The organism is Acetobacter sp. P1H12_c, assembly GCF_018811975.1.
GTDB classification, from domain to species: domain Bacteria; phylum Pseudomonadota; class Alphaproteobacteria; order Acetobacterales; family Acetobacteraceae; genus Acetobacter; species Acetobacter persici.
On sequence record NZ_JACRVR010000022.1, the window covers coordinates 1 to 16,980 of the forward strand.

At 58.7% G+C, this 16,980-nt stretch carries 12 protein-coding genes and 1 CRISPR repeat array; of the genes, 2 read left to right on the plus strand and 10 right to left on the minus strand.

Features of this window, described 5'->3' with window-relative positions:
• The coding region (locus KP699_RS11030) for an IS5 family transposase (protein WP_215762649.1) at positions 1–419 on the plus strand (419 nt) is incomplete at its 5' end.
• Between the two features lie 95 nt (positions 420–514).
• A CRISPR array of direct repeats spans positions 515–1,212; the repeat unit is 32 nt; unit sequence GTCGCTCCCCGTGCGGGAGCGTGGATAGAAAC.
• A gap of 106 nt (positions 1,213–1,318) precedes the next feature.
• On the opposite strand, the gene KP699_RS11035 is transcribed toward KP699_RS11030, so the two are convergent.
• From KP699_RS11035 to KP699_RS11065, 7 genes are all read right to left on the minus strand, one after another.
• Complete coding sequence (locus tag KP699_RS11035; RefSeq protein WP_215762650.1) at positions 1,319–2,074, minus strand: 1-acyl-sn-glycerol-3-phosphate acyltransferase; 756 nt, start codon at positions 2,072–2,074, stop codon at positions 1,319–1,321.
• Positions 2,075–2,142: 68 nt separating this feature from the next.
• The gene (locus KP699_RS11040; protein WP_215762651.1) at positions 2,143–3,222 is read right to left on the minus strand and encodes an ABC transporter ATP-binding protein; all 1,080 of its coding nucleotides are present in this window, start codon (positions 3,220–3,222) and stop codon (positions 2,143–2,145) included.
• A complete protein-coding gene (locus KP699_RS11045) occupies positions 3,219–4,370 on the minus strand; it encodes an ABC transporter ATP-binding protein (protein WP_215762652.1) in 1,152 nt (383 codons plus the stop codon). Before KP699_RS11045 ends, KP699_RS11040 begins: the two co-directional genes overlap by 4 nt.
• On the minus strand, positions 4,360–5,334 hold the full coding sequence (locus KP699_RS11050) for an ABC transporter permease (RefSeq protein WP_025825349.1): 975 nt from the start codon (positions 5,332–5,334) through the stop codon (positions 4,360–4,362). The genes KP699_RS11045 and KP699_RS11050 overlap by 11 nt, the downstream gene beginning before the upstream one ends.
• A 13-nt stretch (positions 5,335–5,347) precedes the next feature.
• Entirely contained in the window at positions 5,348–6,349 is a 1,002-nt protein-coding gene (locus KP699_RS11055; RefSeq protein ID WP_215762653.1) for an ABC transporter permease, read from the minus strand.
• Positions 6,346–8,067 (minus strand): ABC transporter substrate-binding protein, encoded by a 1,722-nt coding sequence (locus KP699_RS11060; RefSeq protein ID WP_308164914.1) that lies wholly within the window; start codon positions 8,065–8,067, stop codon positions 6,346–6,348. The genes KP699_RS11055 and KP699_RS11060 overlap by 4 nt, the downstream gene beginning before the upstream one ends.
• Positions 8,068–8,175: 108 nt before the next feature.
• A complete protein-coding gene (locus KP699_RS11065) occupies positions 8,176–9,288 on the minus strand; it encodes a histidinol-phosphate transaminase (protein ID WP_215762654.1) in 1,113 nt (370 codons plus the stop codon).
• A gap of 206 nt (positions 9,289–9,494) precedes the next feature.
• On the opposite strand from KP699_RS11065, the gene KP699_RS11070 reads away from it, so the two are divergent.
• Positions 9,495–12,110: a TonB-dependent siderophore receptor gene (locus KP699_RS11070; protein ID WP_215762655.1), complete on the plus strand. Its 2,616-nt coding sequence runs from the start codon at positions 9,495–9,497 to the stop codon at positions 12,108–12,110.
• A gap of 118 nt (positions 12,111–12,228) precedes the next feature.
• Here KP699_RS11070 and KP699_RS11075 read toward each other — a convergent pair whose 3' ends face one another.
• From KP699_RS11075 to polA, 3 genes are read right to left on the minus strand one after another with little or no spacing between them, the layout of a single operon-like run.
• A complete protein-coding gene (locus KP699_RS11075) occupies positions 12,229–13,377 on the minus strand; it encodes a DUF563 domain-containing protein (protein WP_215762656.1) in 1,149 nt (382 codons plus the stop codon).
• 38 nt (positions 13,378–13,415) lie between these two features.
• The gene (locus KP699_RS11080; protein WP_215762657.1) at positions 13,416–14,030 is read right to left on the minus strand and encodes an SCO family protein; all 615 of its coding nucleotides are present in this window, start codon (positions 14,028–14,030) and stop codon (positions 13,416–13,418) included.
• A gap of 2 nt (positions 14,031–14,032) precedes the next feature.
• Positions 14,033–16,861, minus strand: coding sequence for a DNA polymerase I (gene polA, locus KP699_RS11085; RefSeq protein WP_215762658.1), 2,829 nt, complete (start codon positions 16,859–16,861; stop codon positions 14,033–14,035).
• Positions 16,862–16,980: the final 119 nt, after the last annotated feature.

A 16,980-nucleotide genomic window follows, 5' to 3' on the forward strand; every position in this document is an offset into this window, starting at 1 on the left:
TGGATCAGGCCACCGGGCGGTCCCGTGGCGGACTGACCACGAAAATCCATGCCATTGTCGATGCCGCGGGAAAGGCTGCGGCTCTTTCCCTGACGCCCGGACAAAGGGCCGACATCACAGAAGCAGAGCCATTGCTCGATGAAGTCGATCCCGAGGTCTTCATCGCCGACAAGGCTTATGATGCCGATCCCCTCATCGAAAAGCTTGAAGAGCGGGGGATCACACCGGTTATTCCGTCAAAGAAAAACCGACGCACTCCACGGAAAATCCTCTTTCCGCTTTATAAAAAACGAAACATCATCGAACGCTTCTTCGCCAGACTTAAACAGTTCAGAGGTATTGCAACACGATATGACAAGCTGAAGTCAACTTTCCTCGCAGCCGTGCAATTCGTCTCCGCCATCATTGGAATTAACTGACGACACACCCTAGTGTTGCGAGGTGACTTCAGCCGACAGGGTTCGCGCAGAGCACATGGTTTTTCCCGTCATAATCAGTTAACAAAACGGCGGGGTTCGCTCCCCGTGCGGGAGCGTGGATAGAAGGCGAAGAAAGCCTGTATCAAGCCCGGCCCGCAGGCCGTCGCTCCCCGTGCGGGAGCGTGGATAGAAGGCGTATGAACTGCAAGAGCATGGGGAAACGCTGGCCGTCGCTCCCCGTGCGGGAGCGTGGATAGAAACGCAAACCAATCGCGTCTTGCCAAAGCCACGCCCCGCCGTCGCTCCCCGTGCGGGAGCGTGGATAGAAACTAATGCCGATGCGCATTTAAGGGGAGAGAAAGTTGTCGCTCCCCGTGCGGGAGCGTGGATAGAAACCCTGCGGATACCGCTGCGTTTATCGCTGCCTGCCTGTCGCTCCCCGTGCGGGAGCGTGGATAGAAACCACCCACGCGGGCGGTGCATAGGGCTGCGCTTGGGGTCGCTCCCCGTGCGGGAGCGTGGATAGAAACTAAAAGGTGGCCCGATTTACGGGCCGTGAAGTTAGTCGCTCCCCGTGCGGGAGCGTGGATAGAAACACGTGAAACAACCATACTAGATAGGCCGGTCAAGTCGCTCCCCGTGCGGGAGCGTGGATAGAAACCTATCAGGTGCTGGAAGATGGCCGGAGGGTGGCCGTCGCTCCCCGTGCGGGAGCGTGGATAGAAACATCGACCGGGGGAAGCTCGATGGACCCATATCCGGTCGCTCCCCATGCGGAAGCGTGGATAAAAACCCTTATGACATAATTACAAATGATGAGACTGGTGAACTCACTTCCCATGTGCAAGCACGGATAGAACTGTACCTCCGCTCGCGCGGTATGCTGAAATAAGGGATTTTTAGATTTCTTTACTCACACCCTGCTTCAACACCCTAGCCGTCGTTTCCACCAAGGCACGGCCACGGGCTTCGTCACGGGCCGGAGCGGGGAAGCGGGGTGCGAGGCGGAACTGGTAGCGCATGGGGAGCGGCGGGCGGCGCAGGAAAGGCCACCCCTGAGAAAGATAAGGGGAACTGGTTTCAATCAGAATGGGCTGCACGGCAGAGCGGGTGCGTTGAGCAATGGCCGCAAAGCCCGGCTGGAGTGGCCCGGTCTCTTCATCCGCTCTGGAGCGTGTTCCTTCGGGAAACAGAAGGACCTGACAGCCTTCTTTTAATCTGTCTGTCGCAGGGCCAATCAGTTTGAGTAAGCTGTCATGCCGGATATAGCCTGCAGTGCGGAGCGTGGTGCCCAGTGTCGGGCGCTCCCAGATGGAGGCTTTTGTCACGCAGACCATGCGCGGGAGAGCCGCAGCCAGAATCAGACTATCCAGACGGGAGGGATGGTTGGCGACCAGCACCAGCCCGGTTTCGTCCCGCAGAGAAGTAAGGTCACGCAGGTCACAGTCCAGAATGCCCATCCTGTGGAGAAAGCGCACTGAAAAACCGGCCACGCAATGGAGCCAGTGGCGGGCCAGACGCCGTCGTTTCTCTCCCTCAGGGAAAAGGCCTCGCAGCAGGTAGCTTCCTGCGTCCAGCGCCAGAAAAATGACGGCAATCCCCAGCAGGGCGACGTAAAAACGCACACAGGCACTTAAAGCGGAAAGGCGGAACATGCGGGCTCGGGCTTTATTCGTCAGAGGGATCGCCCTCAGGATAAGGGCTTTTCTGCATACTAACCCGCTTATCCTTCTGCCAGCGGAAAATGACAGGCGACAAAATGGCCCGGCCCGATTGCGCGCAGGGCAGGCTCTTCCACCCGGCAGCGCTCCTGCATAGCCGGGCAGCGTGTATGGAAGCGGCACCCTGCGGGCCGCGCCACGGGGCTTGGAATATCGCCCCCCAGCGGTGCGGCACGCGCAGCGCCGACCACAGGGCGCGGCACCGCAGCAGTCAGCGCGGCGGAATACGGATGCGCCGGGTGGTGCAGCACGGCATCTGTTTCGCCCAGTTCAACCACCGCCCCCAGATACATGACGGCCACGCGCGTGGAAATTTGCCGCACTACGGCCAGATCATGCGCAACAAACACATAAGTCAGCCCCAGCCGGGCCTGAAGATCGGCAAACAGATTGACAATCTGGGCCTGCACGGAAACATCCAGCGCCGAGACAGGTTCATCCGCCACAACCAGCCGGGGGGAGAGGGCCAGCGCGCGGGCTATGTTGATCCGCTGCCGCTGCCCGCCGGAAAATTCGTGCGCGTAGCGGTCCAGTGCCCCTACCGGCAGGCTGACCAGTTCCATCAGCTCATGCAGGCGCGCCTTAATGGTTGCGCGGGAGCGTTTGCGTCCGTCGGGGCCGGGATGCACCCGGAGCGGTTCGGCCAGCAGATCCCCGATACGGCGGCGTGGGTTGAGGGAGGCATAAGAATCCTGAAACACCATCTGCATTTGCTGGCGTAACGGGCGCAGGGCGAGCTCCTTCAGGGCCGTAATATCCTGCCCGTCAAACAGAATCTGGCCGGAGGACACATCTGTCAGGCGCAGCAGGCACCGCCCAAGGGTGGATTTGCCACAGCCGGATTCTCCAACCAGTCCCAGCACTTCTCCGGGCGTGACGGAGAGCGAGATACCATCAACAGCTTTCAGGGTTTGTCCGCGCGGCAGATGATAGATCTTGCGGACGTCCCTTACCTCCAGCAGCGGTCTGGCACTGGCACTGGCACTGGCACTGGCACTGGCACTGGCACTGGCACTGGCACTGGCACTGGCACGCGGCAACGTCGCAGCGGGTGAGGTGGTGGCATGCGGAAGGCGGGTCATTGCAGCCCCTCTCCGGTTGAGAAAGGTGCCGGAGGCGTCATTGTCCGGGCTGAGGGTGGAGCGGCTGGGTTTACAGAAAATGCGTTCCCCACGCGCGGAGGTAGAGGTGTGCCCTCTGCGGGCAACACACAGGCAGCAAACTGCCCGGGCTGGTCGCTTCTCCCATGCATCTGATGCGGGCTACCTGCTGTTCCTGTTGGCACCAGCGGCGGCGGGGTGTTCAGGCAGGTGTCATGCACAAAAGCGCAGCGTGGCCCAAAGGCGCAGCCAGCAGGGCGTTCCAGCGGGGCCGGAGGCGCTCCGGCAATGGCAGGCAGGCGATGCGGGCGCGGGCCGTCCAGTGGTGGGATGGAGGCCAGCAGCGCTGCGGTATAAGGGTGGCCGGGGTGGGCGAACAGGGCTTCCGTCGGACCACTCTCCGCCACGCGGCCAGAATAAAGCACCAGTGTCTTGTCACAGGTTTCCGCCACTACGCCCATATCATGCGTAATCAGCAGCACGGAGGACCCATAGGTGCTGCGTAGGGAGCGGATCAGGTCCAGAATCTGCGCCTGCACCGTGACGTCCAGCGCGGTGGTGGGTTCATCCGCAATCAGAAGAGACGGATTGCAGGACAGCGCCATAGCAATCATGGCGCGCTGCCGCAGGCCGCCGGAAAGCTGGTGCGGGTAGCGGTCTGCCGTGCGGGCGGGGTCGGGCACACCCATATCTGCCAGCAGTTCCACCGTGCGGGCGCGGGCCTGCCTGCGGGAGAGACGCTCATGCGCGCGGATCTGTTCATCAATCTGCCAGCCGATTGTATAAACCGGCGTAAACGCCGTCATCGGGTCCTGAAAGATCATGGCAATCTCGCGTCCGCGCAGGCGGCGGAGGGCCTTTTGCGGCAACCCTACCAGATCCTGCCCCCGGAACAGGGCAGAGCCGGTAACCTGCACGCCGGGGCTGTCAATCAGCCCCATCAGCGCCATGGCGGTGACAGATTTGCCAGAACCGGACTCTCCAACCAGCCCGAGAATATCCCGCTCACCCAGCGTAAAAGAGACGTTTTCCACAATCGGGATCATGCGCCCGCGGGAGGGAAAGCTGACACACAGGTCGCGCACTTCCAGTAGAGGGGTGGGGATTGGAAGGGGTGCTTTAACGGGCATCACGCACCCTCGGGTCCAGAAACAGATAGAGGATATCCACCACCGCATTCGCCAGCACAACAAACACGGCGGAATACATCACAGTGGCCATAATCAGCGGCAGATCCAGATTGGTGAGCGCCTGATACGTCAGCCGCCCGACGCCGGGCAGGCCGAACACCACCTCTGTCAGCAAAGCGCCGCCGCCCACAAGCTGTGCGAAATCCAGCCCGAAGAGCGAGACAAAGGTAATCATGGAGGTGCGCAACCCGTGCCGCAGCAGGACACGGGTGGGGGATAGTCCCTTGGCCCGCGCCGTGCGCATGAAGTCTTCGCCGGACAGGGCGACCAGATCGGCCCGCAGCACCCGGCTGTAAATGCCGATAAACATGACGGCCAGAACGAGCCATGGAATAACCAGCGCCTTGAACCAGCCCCACGGATGTTCCGTTAGCGGCACATAGCCCAGCCCCGGCACCCATGAGAACAGCCATGTGTCATGATACCGGCTTTGCGTGATCAGATTAGCCACCTGCCCAAGCCAGAAGACCGGCATGGAAATTCCAATCAGCCCGAGCATCATCAGCCCCCGGTCTGTCCAGGTGCCTTTCAGGGCGGCGGCGAGGGTGCCCATGGCGATGGACAGCACCACCCAGATGATCGCCGCACCACAGACCAGAGAGACCGTAACCGGAGCGGCACGGGCAATTTCCGGCACCACCAGTTCGCCCCGGTCCACGTAGGAGGCGAGGTCCTGCGTGATGAACAGCTTTTTCATCATGGTGGCGTACTGCACGGGCAGGGGCCGGTCGAACCCGTATTCTTTCCGCACTTTTTCCATGGTCTGGGGGGAGGCATTGCGTCCGGCAATACGGGCCGTCGGGTCTGCGCCCGGTGTTGCGAAAAAGACCAGAAAGACCAGTGCGGAAATGCCAAACAGGACGAATACTGTCTGTCCAAGCCGGCGGAGGAGCGCCTTTATCATGCGTCAGTCCTCCTCATGAGGACCGCCGCGCGGCATCCCGCACATCCAGCGCGTCCCGCAGGCCATCGCCCAGAATATTCAGGGCCAGCACCACCAGCACAATGGCAAGGCCGGGGGCGATAGCCACCATGGGGCGTGTGTAGATCAGCCCCTCGCCATCCTGAATAATCGTCCCCCATGACGCCGCCGGAGCCTGCACTCCGATGGACAGGAAGGAGAGCGCACTCTCCGCCAGCAGAGAAAGCGCCATCAGCAGTGGGCCGAGGACAACAAGCGTTGTGCTCACATTGGGCAGAATATCAAACAGCACAATGCGCCAGCGTGGCACGCCAAGGCAGCGTGCCGCGGTGACAAACTCCGCCTGCCGCAACGCCAGCACCCGGCCCCGGATCGGCCGCGCCGCGTAAGGCACATACACCAGCGCAATAATCACAATGGGGATCAGCAGACTATCGGCTTCCACCACAAACGGCCCCAGCTTCAACCCCTGACTGACCGTGACGATGGAGAGCGAAATGGCAAACAGATAAACCGGCACAGCCCACATGATATCCATCAGGCGTGAAAGCACGGTATCCACCAGCCCGCCAAAAAAACCGGCGGCAATGCCCGCAACCGCAGCCAGAAGCAGGCACAGCACCGCAGCACAGGCAGAAATCAGCAGAGAATTGCGGCCGCCGTACAGGAGCCGGGCCGCTACATCCCGCCCCTGACTATCCGCCCCCAGCAGATAGGCCGCATGGCCAGTCGGCCCAATGGGGCTCAGGCCAAGGTGCAGCGGGTTATCGTTCGGCTGCATGATATCCACCTCATGCCCGTCCAGCGTGATACTGCCAGCCACATTGGAGGTGAACGGATCTGTCCGGGCAATATCCCGCGCATAAAGCGGGGCCAGCAGGCAGCTCAGGGTGATAAGCACCAGAACCGCGAGGGAGACCATAGCGGCCCGGTTGCGGACAAGGCCACGCAGCGCCTGTTGCCATGGGCCGGGAGGGGGTAACGCTTCAGATGTCATTGGACCTGAAGCTGCGAGAGCAGGATTTCATCATTAAGTGTTACGATGGCGTTACGCGTGCGTTTTGACAACAGGCGGACCCGTTTGATCTGCACCAGCGGCACAGCCGGAGCCTCCGCCATCAGGGCGCGGTCAACCTCCGCCCAGTCCTGTGCGCTTTCTTCCGGGCTGGTCAGAGCCGCCGTTGCCGCTCTGGTCATCAGGGCGTCGGTGTCCGGATTGCAGAAGGCCGACATATTGGGCGAATTATCAGAATGGGGGCGGAAGCTGGCGCACGCAAAAAGGGTTTGCAGAAAGCTGGAGGCGGAGGGGTAATCCGCATTCCATCCGGTCAGCGCAAGCTGCACATGGTTGTCACTGTTCTGCACGTAGGAAAACTGCACCGTCTGCGTCATGCTGCGCACCGTTGCATCATATCCCAGACTGGCCAGCGTGCTGCGGAGTTCCATGGCCATGGCGGCGTAGCGCCCTTCCAGTGGAGCGACGATGGTCACTTTCTGCCCTGCGGTGCCGCTTTCCCGCACCAGCCTGCGGGCTTCTGCCAGATCAGGGGCCTGCCAATGTGGCAGCGGATGCGTGGGGGAGGCCCCTTTGGTATAAGCACAGGCGGGTTCATACCCCGGTGCGCCCTGTGGCAGAAGCTGGCAGAGCGGGGCCGCAACGGCCTCACCCCCATGATAAATCACCATGGCATGCCGGTTGATGGCGTAATTCAGAGCCTGCCGGGCCTTGAGGGACTGAAACGGCGGGATCTGGACATTCAGAGCGGCATAGTAATAGAGCAGCAGGGTATAAATCTGCACCTGTTTTGCGTAGCGGCTGCCAACCTCCCCCAGCCGGTCCAGTGGCACATCTTCATACATCACGTCATACTGGCCGTTTTCAATGGCCGTGACTTCGCCTTCCGGGTCCAGCCCGAAAGTGACGTTAATACGGTCCGGATATCCGGCAGGCTGGGCATCATGCGCCCATTCCTGAAAATACGGGTTGCGGTCCAGCACCATGCCCGTCGCAGGGTCATAATGGGTCACGCGGTAGGGGCCGGTGCCCGGAGGGGCCGTGTTCCCGGTGTCATGCGGTGGAGTGCTGGCAGGCAGAATGGCGGCATGGAACCATGCGAGACGCTCCGGAAACTCAGCGTCCGGTTCTGTCAGATGGAAGGTAAGGGTGCGGGTGGCGGCATCCGTTTCTATACCCCCCGCCAGCGTGCAGTGTGCCGGGTCATGCAGGCAGGCATCCGCCCCGATAATATGGCTATAGTACGGGCCAGCAGTGGGGCTGCCGACTTTGAACAACCGCCGGAAAGATGCAGCAGCATCCTCTACAGTCAGAGGCTGCCCATCTGAAAACCGCAGGTTGGGCCGAAGGATAAAGCGATAGGTCCGCCCGCCGTCTTCTGGCTGTGGAACGGTTTCTGCCAGATTGGCAATGACGTGCTGCGCTGCGGGACCGGAAAATTTGGGGAAGGCGAGCAATCCGTCATAAACCGGCGTTTCAAGCTGTTTGATCAGGGAAATGTAAGAGACCTGAGGGTCCAGTGTGCCGCCGGAATTCTGTGCGGCCAGCCGCAGGGTTCCGCCCGTATGAGCCTCAGCGGCTGTGGCCGTGGCAAAATGTGCTGTCGGACTGGTGGATTCAGCATGGGAATGGGAGAGGGGGCAGGCAGCAGCCAGCAGGCTGGCCAGCGTGTATCCCACATAAAAAGAGCGTTTCTGCACTATGCCTCTCACCCCAAAAACCGGAGGAGACCTTAAAAGGCTGTGACCCACCACACAATGCAGAAACCGAAACGATTTATAAAAGCCAGTTTACATCTGGCATGTCCTTCAGGCTTTGGGCACGGCCTGCAACGCTGCGGGAAGCACGCGGCCAAACAGCTCCAGTTCCGCAGGGGTGGCCGTGCCGACCCGGATCCAGGTCTGATAGTCGGGTGAGTCAAACACGCGAATATCCACACCACGCTGTGCCAGAGCCTCTTTCATTTTTTCGGCCGGACGCAGAGTATTGACATACACAAAAGTGCCGTGACTTTTCAGGAAAGTCAGTTCATTTTCCTTGCAGATATCATAAATCATGGCACGGCATGACGTCAGATAACGGATTGCCCCGTTCAGGTACTCTTTATCCCCGAGAGATGCCAGCGCCGCAGCATAGCCTGCCTGATTGCGGGATGTCGTCGTCAGGCTGTAAAGCTGTTTAACGCGGTCAGGCTGGGCCAGAATATAGCCAATTCTCAACCCGGCGAGACCATACACTTTGGAAAAGGTGCGTGCGACAATCACATCGTGTCCGGAATGGACGAGTGATGAGACGGTCATTTGTTCCGCCATGGGGAGAAGCTCAAAATAGGCTTCATCCACAATCACAGGGCATGTTCTGGAAACATCCTCACAAAAGGCAAGAAGTTTGGCATGATCCAGCATATCGCCGGTCGGGTTGTTGGGGTTGCAAAGGTACACCATTGCTGTCTGCGGTGTTATGGCACGTCGCAGCGCGTCGAGATCAATGGCATGCTGTGTCAGAGGCACGTAACGCACCTCTACACCCCTGCGCTGGGCGTAATTCAGATGCGTGGCGTAAGTCGGCTGGGGGGCCAGAATATGGCCTTTCCGCCCAATATCGCTTGAAAGAAGAGAGAGCGCATCCAGAGAGCCATTTGATAAAGCAATTTTATCACGCTCAAGATTTTCCTGCTCTCCTATTTTGTCGCGCAGAGTGTGGTCATTTTCCACATAATAAGGAGCGTCTGGCACGCAGGCGATAATAGCCCTGCGCGCCGCGGGCGAGGGCCCAAACGGATTTTCCGTCACATTCAGCCGCGCATAGGATGCAGGCGCTTTTTCCTGTGCGGCCATGACAGGTTTGCTCCGGCCAGCCCACACTGCGGGGGCCAGCAGACTGCCAGCCTGTATCAGAAAGCGTCTGTTAAACTCAGACATGGATATCCTCTAAATATAAATTATTATTCAGGTTTAATGGTTATGGTTAATTGACCTTTATTAGAGTGATTTTCCTTATTTGTGAAATTAAAATGAGTATATAAAAGTATAAATATTAAATGTCATAATAGTTTCACTTTTTATAGGGGGCACTGTTTGCTAGCCACCGCGTGATTTTTAATCCTTCTTTCATTCTGGATACACGCATGACACTCAGGAAAGCGTTTCTGGTTTCAACCGTTCTGACATTTGGCTTTGCTGTACAGAGCCCGGTTGCCAGCGCCGCAACGGCGGAAAAGGAGCAGAAAACGGTAAACGCAGGTCCGGCAAAAAAAGCAGCGGCCAAGAAAGCAAAAGCCGCGCCTCATGCGTCAGAAAAACCGGCTGCTGCCAACGCAGGGGAAACCCTGATTGTTACCGGCACGCACGCCGTCAACCGCAAGGCCCGCCAGAGCACATCGCCTGTCAGTGTGCTGTCTGCCGCCACGCTGCGCCGGTCCGGACAGATGAATCTGGCCGATGCGCTCACGCGGACATATGCATCCATCAATGTCAGCGCCATGGGGAATGATGCAGGGTCCTTAACCTCGGCCATCCGTATGCGCGGGCTTAATCCTAATCAGGTTCTGGTGCTGGTGGATGGTAAACGCCGCCACACAACAGCAAATATTTATGCCGATGCCGGGCCAGCATTTGGTGCCACGCCGGTTGATCTGAATATGATCCCCGCAGCCTCTATTGATCATATTGAAGTGCTGGAAGACGGGGCTGCCGCACTCTACGGGTCTGATGCCATTGCCGGGGTGGTGAATATCATTACCCGGAAAACAAACCACGGTCTGAATATGAGCGCCCAGACAGGCGCCAATGCGTATAACGGGGATGGCTGGCAATATCAGACCAGCGTGGATGGCGGCCTGTCCCTTGGTGGAGATGGCTATCTGCATCTCAGCGGGCAGGTTTATCATACCGACCACATGGTGCCCTACACAGAGGACCACCGTCTGATGGGGTCTGCTCCGGCAGGTGCGGGCACAGCCTTGTACAAAGGCCCGGTTTCTGTCCCGAAAAATTCAAATAAAGTCATGAGCACGCCGGAAGAAACGCGTGAAAACCTGAGTATTGCCTTTGGAAAAACCCTGACAGAGGGTGTGCAGGGATACGGGCTGATTACATATGCGCACCGGCATGCGGAATCGTATCAGAATTACCGCACTCCGAATACGTTGCCCGACCTTTACCCCTCCGGCTTTTCTCCCCTTGAGACAATTGAAGAAAATGACTACGCCGCCACACTTGGTCTGAAAGGCGATAATTTCTTCGGGTTCGCGTGGGATCTCAGCACGACATATGGCGCGGATGAAGATGCAATCGGGGATAAAAACAGCGCCAATGCGGGCATGCTGAGCAGCAAATGTATTCCGCGCAGCAGTAATCCCACCAGCACAAGCGCCTATGTTTCGACGGACGGATGCGGCTGGTCCCCTACCAGCACCCGTGCGGAAACTTATCGTATGGCCCAGTGGACAAACACACTGGATTTCAGAAGAAATTTCAAAACCGGATTTTCCACGCCCACCACTATCGCCTTCGGGGCGGAACACCGGCTGGAAACATATCAGATCAAAGCCGGGACCCCACCTTCTTATGAGGCCGGGGGCATGGCGGGTTATGTGGGCCTGAGCCCGCAGAACGCCGGGAACTGGAGCCGTGATATCTGGGCAGGATATCTGGATGGTGATTTCCATCCTCTCAAAAACTGGGACGTCGATTTCGCCGGACGTTTCGAACATTATACAGACGTCGGGAATACGGAAAACGGCAAGGTCTCAACGCGGTATGACATCACACCGCGGATTTCAATTCGTGGGACCATCAGCAACGGCTTCCGTGCCCCAACACTTGCCGAGCAGCATTTCAGCTCCATTAACGTCGGCGCGACAACTGTTGCGGGCCTGCTGCCTGTCAGTTCCTCCGCCGCGCGTCTGCTGGGGGCTGCGCCCCTCAAGCCGGAACGCTCCACGAACGCCAGCGGTGGTCTGGTGGTTGAACCTCTGAAAGGCCTGCATGTTGAAGCGGATGTGTATCAGATCAACATTCGTGACCGCATTATTGCCGGTGGGTCCAATAACGGCCCCACGGCGATTGCAGCCTTGCAGCAGCTTGGGTTTGTGCTTCCCTCCGGTCTGGACCCCAATGCTGTCAGCACCTATTACTTTGCAAACGGCGCCAGCACCCGCACGCAGGGGTTTGATCTGAAGGCGGATTACCTGCTGAGAATGAACCGCTACGGTAATCTCAACCTCTCTGCTACGCTGGACCTCAACCGCACGCGTCTGAGCCATGTGGCTTCAACCATGGTCAACGGCGTTCCCACCTCTCTGCTCACCGCGGCAACAGCCAGCTATATCACCACGGCCTATCCGCGCAGCAAGCTGATCCTGAATGCGTTCTGGACAGTCGGGAAATGGGACGTCAATCTGCGTCAGACACGCTATGGTGAGACAACAACCATGCTGGGTTATCAGGACTGGACGCCGTCCAGCGCGATCTGTGACAATAACGGTAAGGCGCTGCGCTATTCAAACAGCTGCTTTGCCCAGTTCAAGAATACACCGCGTTGGTTGACAGATCTGGAAGTGGGGTACAGCGCCACGCCTCACTGGCATTTTGCCATCGGAGCAAACAATATTTTCAATGTGCGTCCCCGCCGCGTCAATCCGCTGAACAACAATTACGGCGGCCGGATGTATGACGCCAACTCTGCTCAGGTGCCCATTACCGGTGGCTATTACTATGGCCGGATTGACGCACACTTCTAAAAGACTGATCGTTTAGAATTACCGGAAAACCTGCCAGAAAATATTATGATCTGGCAGGTTTTTTATTGTCTGAAGCCAGACGCTCTTTTCGATTTTTCCGCAGGTCTGAAGGCATGCGTCAAAACGGATCAGGTGCGTTTTCAAGTCTGGTCAGGGCGTTGTCCAGCATCTCAGATGTCAGAGGCTGATCATCCAGATCCAGAACCATGTAAGGCTGTTTGCGTTGCAGGGTGATGATATAAAAGCAGTCCCGCAGATGAGGCTGGCCATCAAGTTTGCGGTTCAGTTCAAGAAGTCTTGTTCCCGGACGGGCAAAAACCATGTTGGCAAGTCCCGCCCCATGCGGGGCCAGAATACACTCAGCCTGCCGGAAAAGTGCGATCTGCGTTTCAAGATCCATCTTTTCCAGAAAGACTTTTTCAAACCCCTTGCGTTCCAGAACAGGTTCGATCTGGGCCTGCTCTTCCGGGCTGATGCGGCTGTTATGGCCGCCTTCACGCGTTACGTAAAAGCGCGTAGGCAGATCAGGCCGGTGCGGCACTGTCATGGCGTCAAAATGTTTGTGGGGCTCCGAAAAATTCAGGTAAAGCTCAGGCATTGTCGGTGCATGCCAGAAAAAATGCAGTTTTCTGGCCCTGTGAACCCCCTCCGGTGCCCGAAAAACACGATCCTGAAGTCCGGAAAGACGGAGGGATGTTTCAAATGTTTCAGGTGTAAAAGCCGGGTGGTGGGTTGCGCCTGCTTTGGGCATATCTGGCACAACAAATCTGGTGTGTGCGGGCAGCAGGGTGCTGGCAATCTGGGTTTTGGAGATCCCATACAGCATCCAGTGGTAATAGTTCCGCCATGCAGCGTCGAACCCCAGAAAAACCTCCTCCTGTTCTTCGTGCTCCGGCATGTCGGGCAGACGGCGGTTATGCTGGTACAAGTCATGCTGGCAGAAGCAGGAGGGCTCAATAACCGGATGGTTTTTGTTGTCGATAATCATGCCATCCAACCCCGGATACAGCACAAAACGCGCATTTTCCATGGTGAACAGGGAAAGTCGGGTGAGCGGTACCGAGACGGTGCGCGTCCCCGCAACAGGTCGCGCGTGGTAGAGGGAGAGCCCACGGTTAAAAGTCTGTTCAGACTGTCCATCATATGCAGGAATAGGAAGAGGTAGGATCTGAGCGTTTGTCTGAAAAGCTTTTTGTTCGGAAATTTTGCCAAAGGCTGACAGACCATTCGCAACAGAGAATGCGTCCTGTGGCGTTGTTTCAGACATGTTCACCTCTCCGGTTCTCGAAAATACATAATGATGGCTTAGTCTTTAGGGGCCATGATCTTTTTGAGCGCCTCAGTCATGGCGTCTGCGCTCAGAGTGGCGTCCACGGTGCCGGCATAGCGGGTCTCCGGGTTCATCACCACAAACCGGGGTGACATCTGCATGGCATAAGTCCATTCCGGGTCAGGACGTTTTTCAACAGTTGTATGATATTCCTTTGCCAGATCCGCCAGCGGGCCGGGGGCGGCTGTGCCTGCCACAACACGCGGGCTGATGCTCTGGCCATACAGACGCAGGCGTTCGGCATCATCGCGGTCCGGGTCAAGGCTGACAAAAATAATAACGGCTTTCCGTTTGCCGGGGTCCACCTTGTCCAGTGCGGCGGACATGCTGGTCAGCGCCGGAGTACAGGCATCTTCTGCGCAGTGGGTTGCGCCGAACAGCACCAGCATCCAGCGGCCGCGGAAGGTCTGGTCTGTCATGGTGCCTGTTGTGGAGTCCATCAGGCGGAAAGACCCGCCCACTTCATTGCCATAGCTGTCCAGTGTGGGGCCATGATGCAGGGCAATGCGGGTGCCCACATAGCCCGTCACACTGGCCACAACCAGAATACCCGCCGCAATCAGTGCAAATCGTTTTTCGTTCGGTGTCATGCTCAATGTGCCTCTGCCCAGTTTGCGCCTGTTCCTGTTTCAACCACCAGCGGCACGGACAGGCTTGCCGCGGCTTCCATGACTGTGCGTACCAGTGCGGCTACGGAGTCAGCGTCCTTTGCATCGGCTTCAAACAGCAGTTCGTCATGCACCTGTAACAGCATCCGGGCGGAAAGCCCGGCGTCGTTCAGGGCCGCAGGCAGCCTGACCATGGCGCGTTTGATAATGTCCGCAGCCCCGCCCTGCAGGGGGGCGTTAATAGCCTGCCGTTCTGCATATTGCCGGCGCGCGGCACTTTTTTCATGAATGCCCGGCACATAGCACCGCCGCCCGAATGGGGTCAGCACATAGCCCGTGGAGCGTGCCTGTTCCCGCATGCGCTCCATATAGTCACGGATACCCGGATACCGGGCAAAATAGGCATCAATATAGGCACGGGCTTCCCCCGCCGGAATGCCGAGCTGGCGGGCCAGACCAAAAGCGGAAATACCGTAAATAATCCCGAAATTGATGGCCTTGGCGCGGCGGCGGGTCAGGCTGTCCATGCCTTCCAGCGGAATATTGAAGACTTCCGAGGCCGTGCGGGCATGAATATCCTGCCCCAGTTCAAATGCTTCCCGCAGGGCTGGAATATTCGCCACATCCGCCAGCAGGCGCAGTTCAATCTGGGAATAGTCGGCAGAAATCAGCGTCTTGCCGGGAGGCGCAATAAAAGCCCGCCGGATGCGGCCGCCTTCTTCCGTACGGATGGGGATGTTCTGCAAATTCGGGTCATTGGAAGACAGGCGGCCCGTGGTGGTGATAGCCATCTGGAAGGAGGTATGCACCCGGTCATCCGTCGTGGCCTGTCGTAGCAGCGCATCCGTGTAGGTGCTTTTCAGTTTGGCCAGTTGCCGCCATGCCAGCACGCGGGCAGGGAGGTCATGCCCCTGATCAGCCAGATCCTGCAACACGGAGGAGTCCGTGCTCCATGCGCCTGCCTTGCCGCGTTTGCCGCCCTTCAAACCCATTTCATCAAACAGAATTTCACCAAGCTGGCGTGGGGAACCGACATTAAAGTCACGCCCCGCGGCCTCATGAATTTCTTTTTCCATGACGACCATGCGGCTGGCAAAATCTTCAGACAGACGGCCCAGTTCGGCGCGATCAACCGCGATCCCGGCTTTTTCCATGCTGGCGAGCACGGGTGAGAGCGGCCGCTCAAGCTGTTCATACAGGGCCAGCGCCTGATTGGTGCGCAGGGTGGGGTGCAGCAGATACCACAGCCGCAGCGTGACATCGGCGTCTTCCGCAGCATAGGGCGTTGCGCGGGCCACCGGCACCTGCGTGAACGGAATCCGGTTGCGCCCGGTGCCTGTCACACTGTCATAGCTGATGGGGGTATGGCCCAGATGCAGGGTGGAGAGTTCATCCATCCCCTGTCCATGCTGCCCGGCAGATTGTGCGTAGGAGATCAGCATGGTGTCATCCACCGGGCTGATGGTCGTAAAGTCCAGCCCGGCATGGTCAAAGACCAGCAGGTCAAACTTGGCGTTCTGGAAAATTTTCAGAACGGTGGGGTCTGTGAGCAAAGGGCGCAGGAGGTCAAGTGCCGCAGTGGGCTGAAGCTGCTCCCCCGCCGGTTCTTCCAGCGTTCCCTCATGGCGCAGGGGGATATAGCAGGCCTTGCCCGGCGCGGTGGCCAGAGAAATACCGACCATGTTGGCGCTGAGCGGGTCCAGTCCGTCGGTTTCTGTATCCACAGCACACACACCGGCTTCCTGCGCGGCGGTGACCCATGTCTGAAGCTCTTCTGCGGTGCGCACCGTTTCATACGGGCCATAGGCCGTGGCAAGAGAGGCGGCGGCCTGTGCGGACTGACCATTATCAGGCGCTGTCGCTTCTGCCCCTGTAGGGGCAGCCGCGCCGTTGACGGAGGCATGGGCCGTGGCGCGGGCGGTGCGGTGCGCATGCGCGCCCGAAGGATGGCCCACGCCCAGACGTGTGAGCACGGACCGGAAGCCCATGCTTTCCAGCCAGTCGGCCACCATCAGCTTGTCGAGCTCCCGCACGCCAAGGTCTTCCACAGGTACGGGCAGCGGCACATCCCGCGCCAGTTCCACCAGCTTGCGGGAGATGCGCGCGGCCTCGGCATGCTCAATCAGCATATCGCGCCGTTTGGATTTTTTCATATCCGGCGCGGCGGCCAGCACAGCTTCCAGCGTGCCGAACTCATTCACAAGCGCAGAGGCCGTTTTCGGGCCAATGCCGGGCACGCCGGGCACGTTGTCGGTCGGGTCACCCATCAGAGCCTGTACATCCACCACCTTATCCGGGGTCACGCCAAATTTGGCTTCCACTTCCGGCGTGCTGATGGCGGTCTGCTTCATGGGCTCCAGCATGCACACGCCGGGGCCAATCAGTTGCATCAGGTCCTTATCGGAGGAGACAATGGTGCAGGTTCCGCCCATCTCCCGCACGGAGGTGGCATAAGAGGCAATCAGATCATCCGCTTCCCACCCGGCCAGTTCAATGGCAGGCACATTGAAGGCCCGTGTCGCGTCACGGATCAGCGAAAACTGCGGGCGCAGATCTTCCGGCGGTTCGGGCCGGTGGGCTTTATATTGCGGATAAATTTCCGTGCGGAATGTCTGTCGTCCGGCATCAAAAACAACGGCCAGATGCGTCCCCACATGTTCGCGCAGCAGGCGGGCCAGCATGTTTGTAAAGCCATACACCGCGTTGACCGGCACCCCGTCCGGACTGGTCATGGGCGGCAGGGCATGAAAGGCGCGGAAGATAAAGCCGCTTCCATCTACCAGTACCAGGTGGGGTGTGTCTGTGTTGGTCATGAAACTCTTGCAGGGCTTGGCCGGAAAAGGTGAGACGGATGAATGAGCCGGGGATATGCGCCCCGGCCCGGTCTGTCCAGCATACAGGGGTGCGGAAGGAGCCTGCAAGGCAGGCACCG

What these genes read in the sequence shown, in the direction of transcription:
- KP699_RS11035 (WP_215762650.1), bottom strand. Translation starts at nt 2,074, where the DNA reads ATGTTCCGCCTTTCCGCTTTAAGTGCCTGTGTGCGTTTTTACGTCGCC.
- KP699_RS11040 (WP_215762651.1), bottom strand. Translation starts at nt 3,222, where the DNA reads ATGACCCGCCTTCCGCATGCCACCACCTCACCCGCTGCGACGTTGCCG.
- KP699_RS11045 (WP_215762652.1), bottom strand. Translation starts at nt 4,370, where the DNA reads ATGCCCGTTAAAGCACCCCTTCCAATCCCCACCCCTCTACTGGAAGTG.
- KP699_RS11050 (WP_025825349.1), bottom strand. Translation starts at nt 5,334, where the DNA reads ATGATAAAGGCGCTCCTCCGCCGGCTTGGACAGACAGTATTCGTCCTG.
- KP699_RS11055 (WP_215762653.1), bottom strand. Translation starts at nt 6,349, where the DNA reads ATGACATCTGAAGCGTTACCCCCTCCCGGCCCATGGCAACAGGCGCTG.
- KP699_RS11065 (WP_215762654.1), bottom strand. Translation starts at nt 9,288, where the DNA reads ATGTCTGAGTTTAACAGACGCTTTCTGATACAGGCTGGCAGTCTGCTG.
- KP699_RS11070 (WP_215762655.1), top strand. Translation starts at nt 9,495, where the DNA reads ATGACACTCAGGAAAGCGTTTCTGGTTTCAACCGTTCTGACATTTGGC.
- KP699_RS11075 (WP_215762656.1), bottom strand. Translation starts at nt 13,377, where the DNA reads ATGTCTGAAACAACGCCACAGGACGCATTCTCTGTTGCGAATGGTCTG.
- KP699_RS11080 (WP_215762657.1), bottom strand. Translation starts at nt 14,030, where the DNA reads ATGACACCGAACGAAAAACGATTTGCACTGATTGCGGCGGGTATTCTG.
- polA (WP_215762658.1), bottom strand. Translation starts at nt 16,861, where the DNA reads ATGACCAACACAGACACACCCCACCTGGTACTGGTAGATGGAAGCGGC.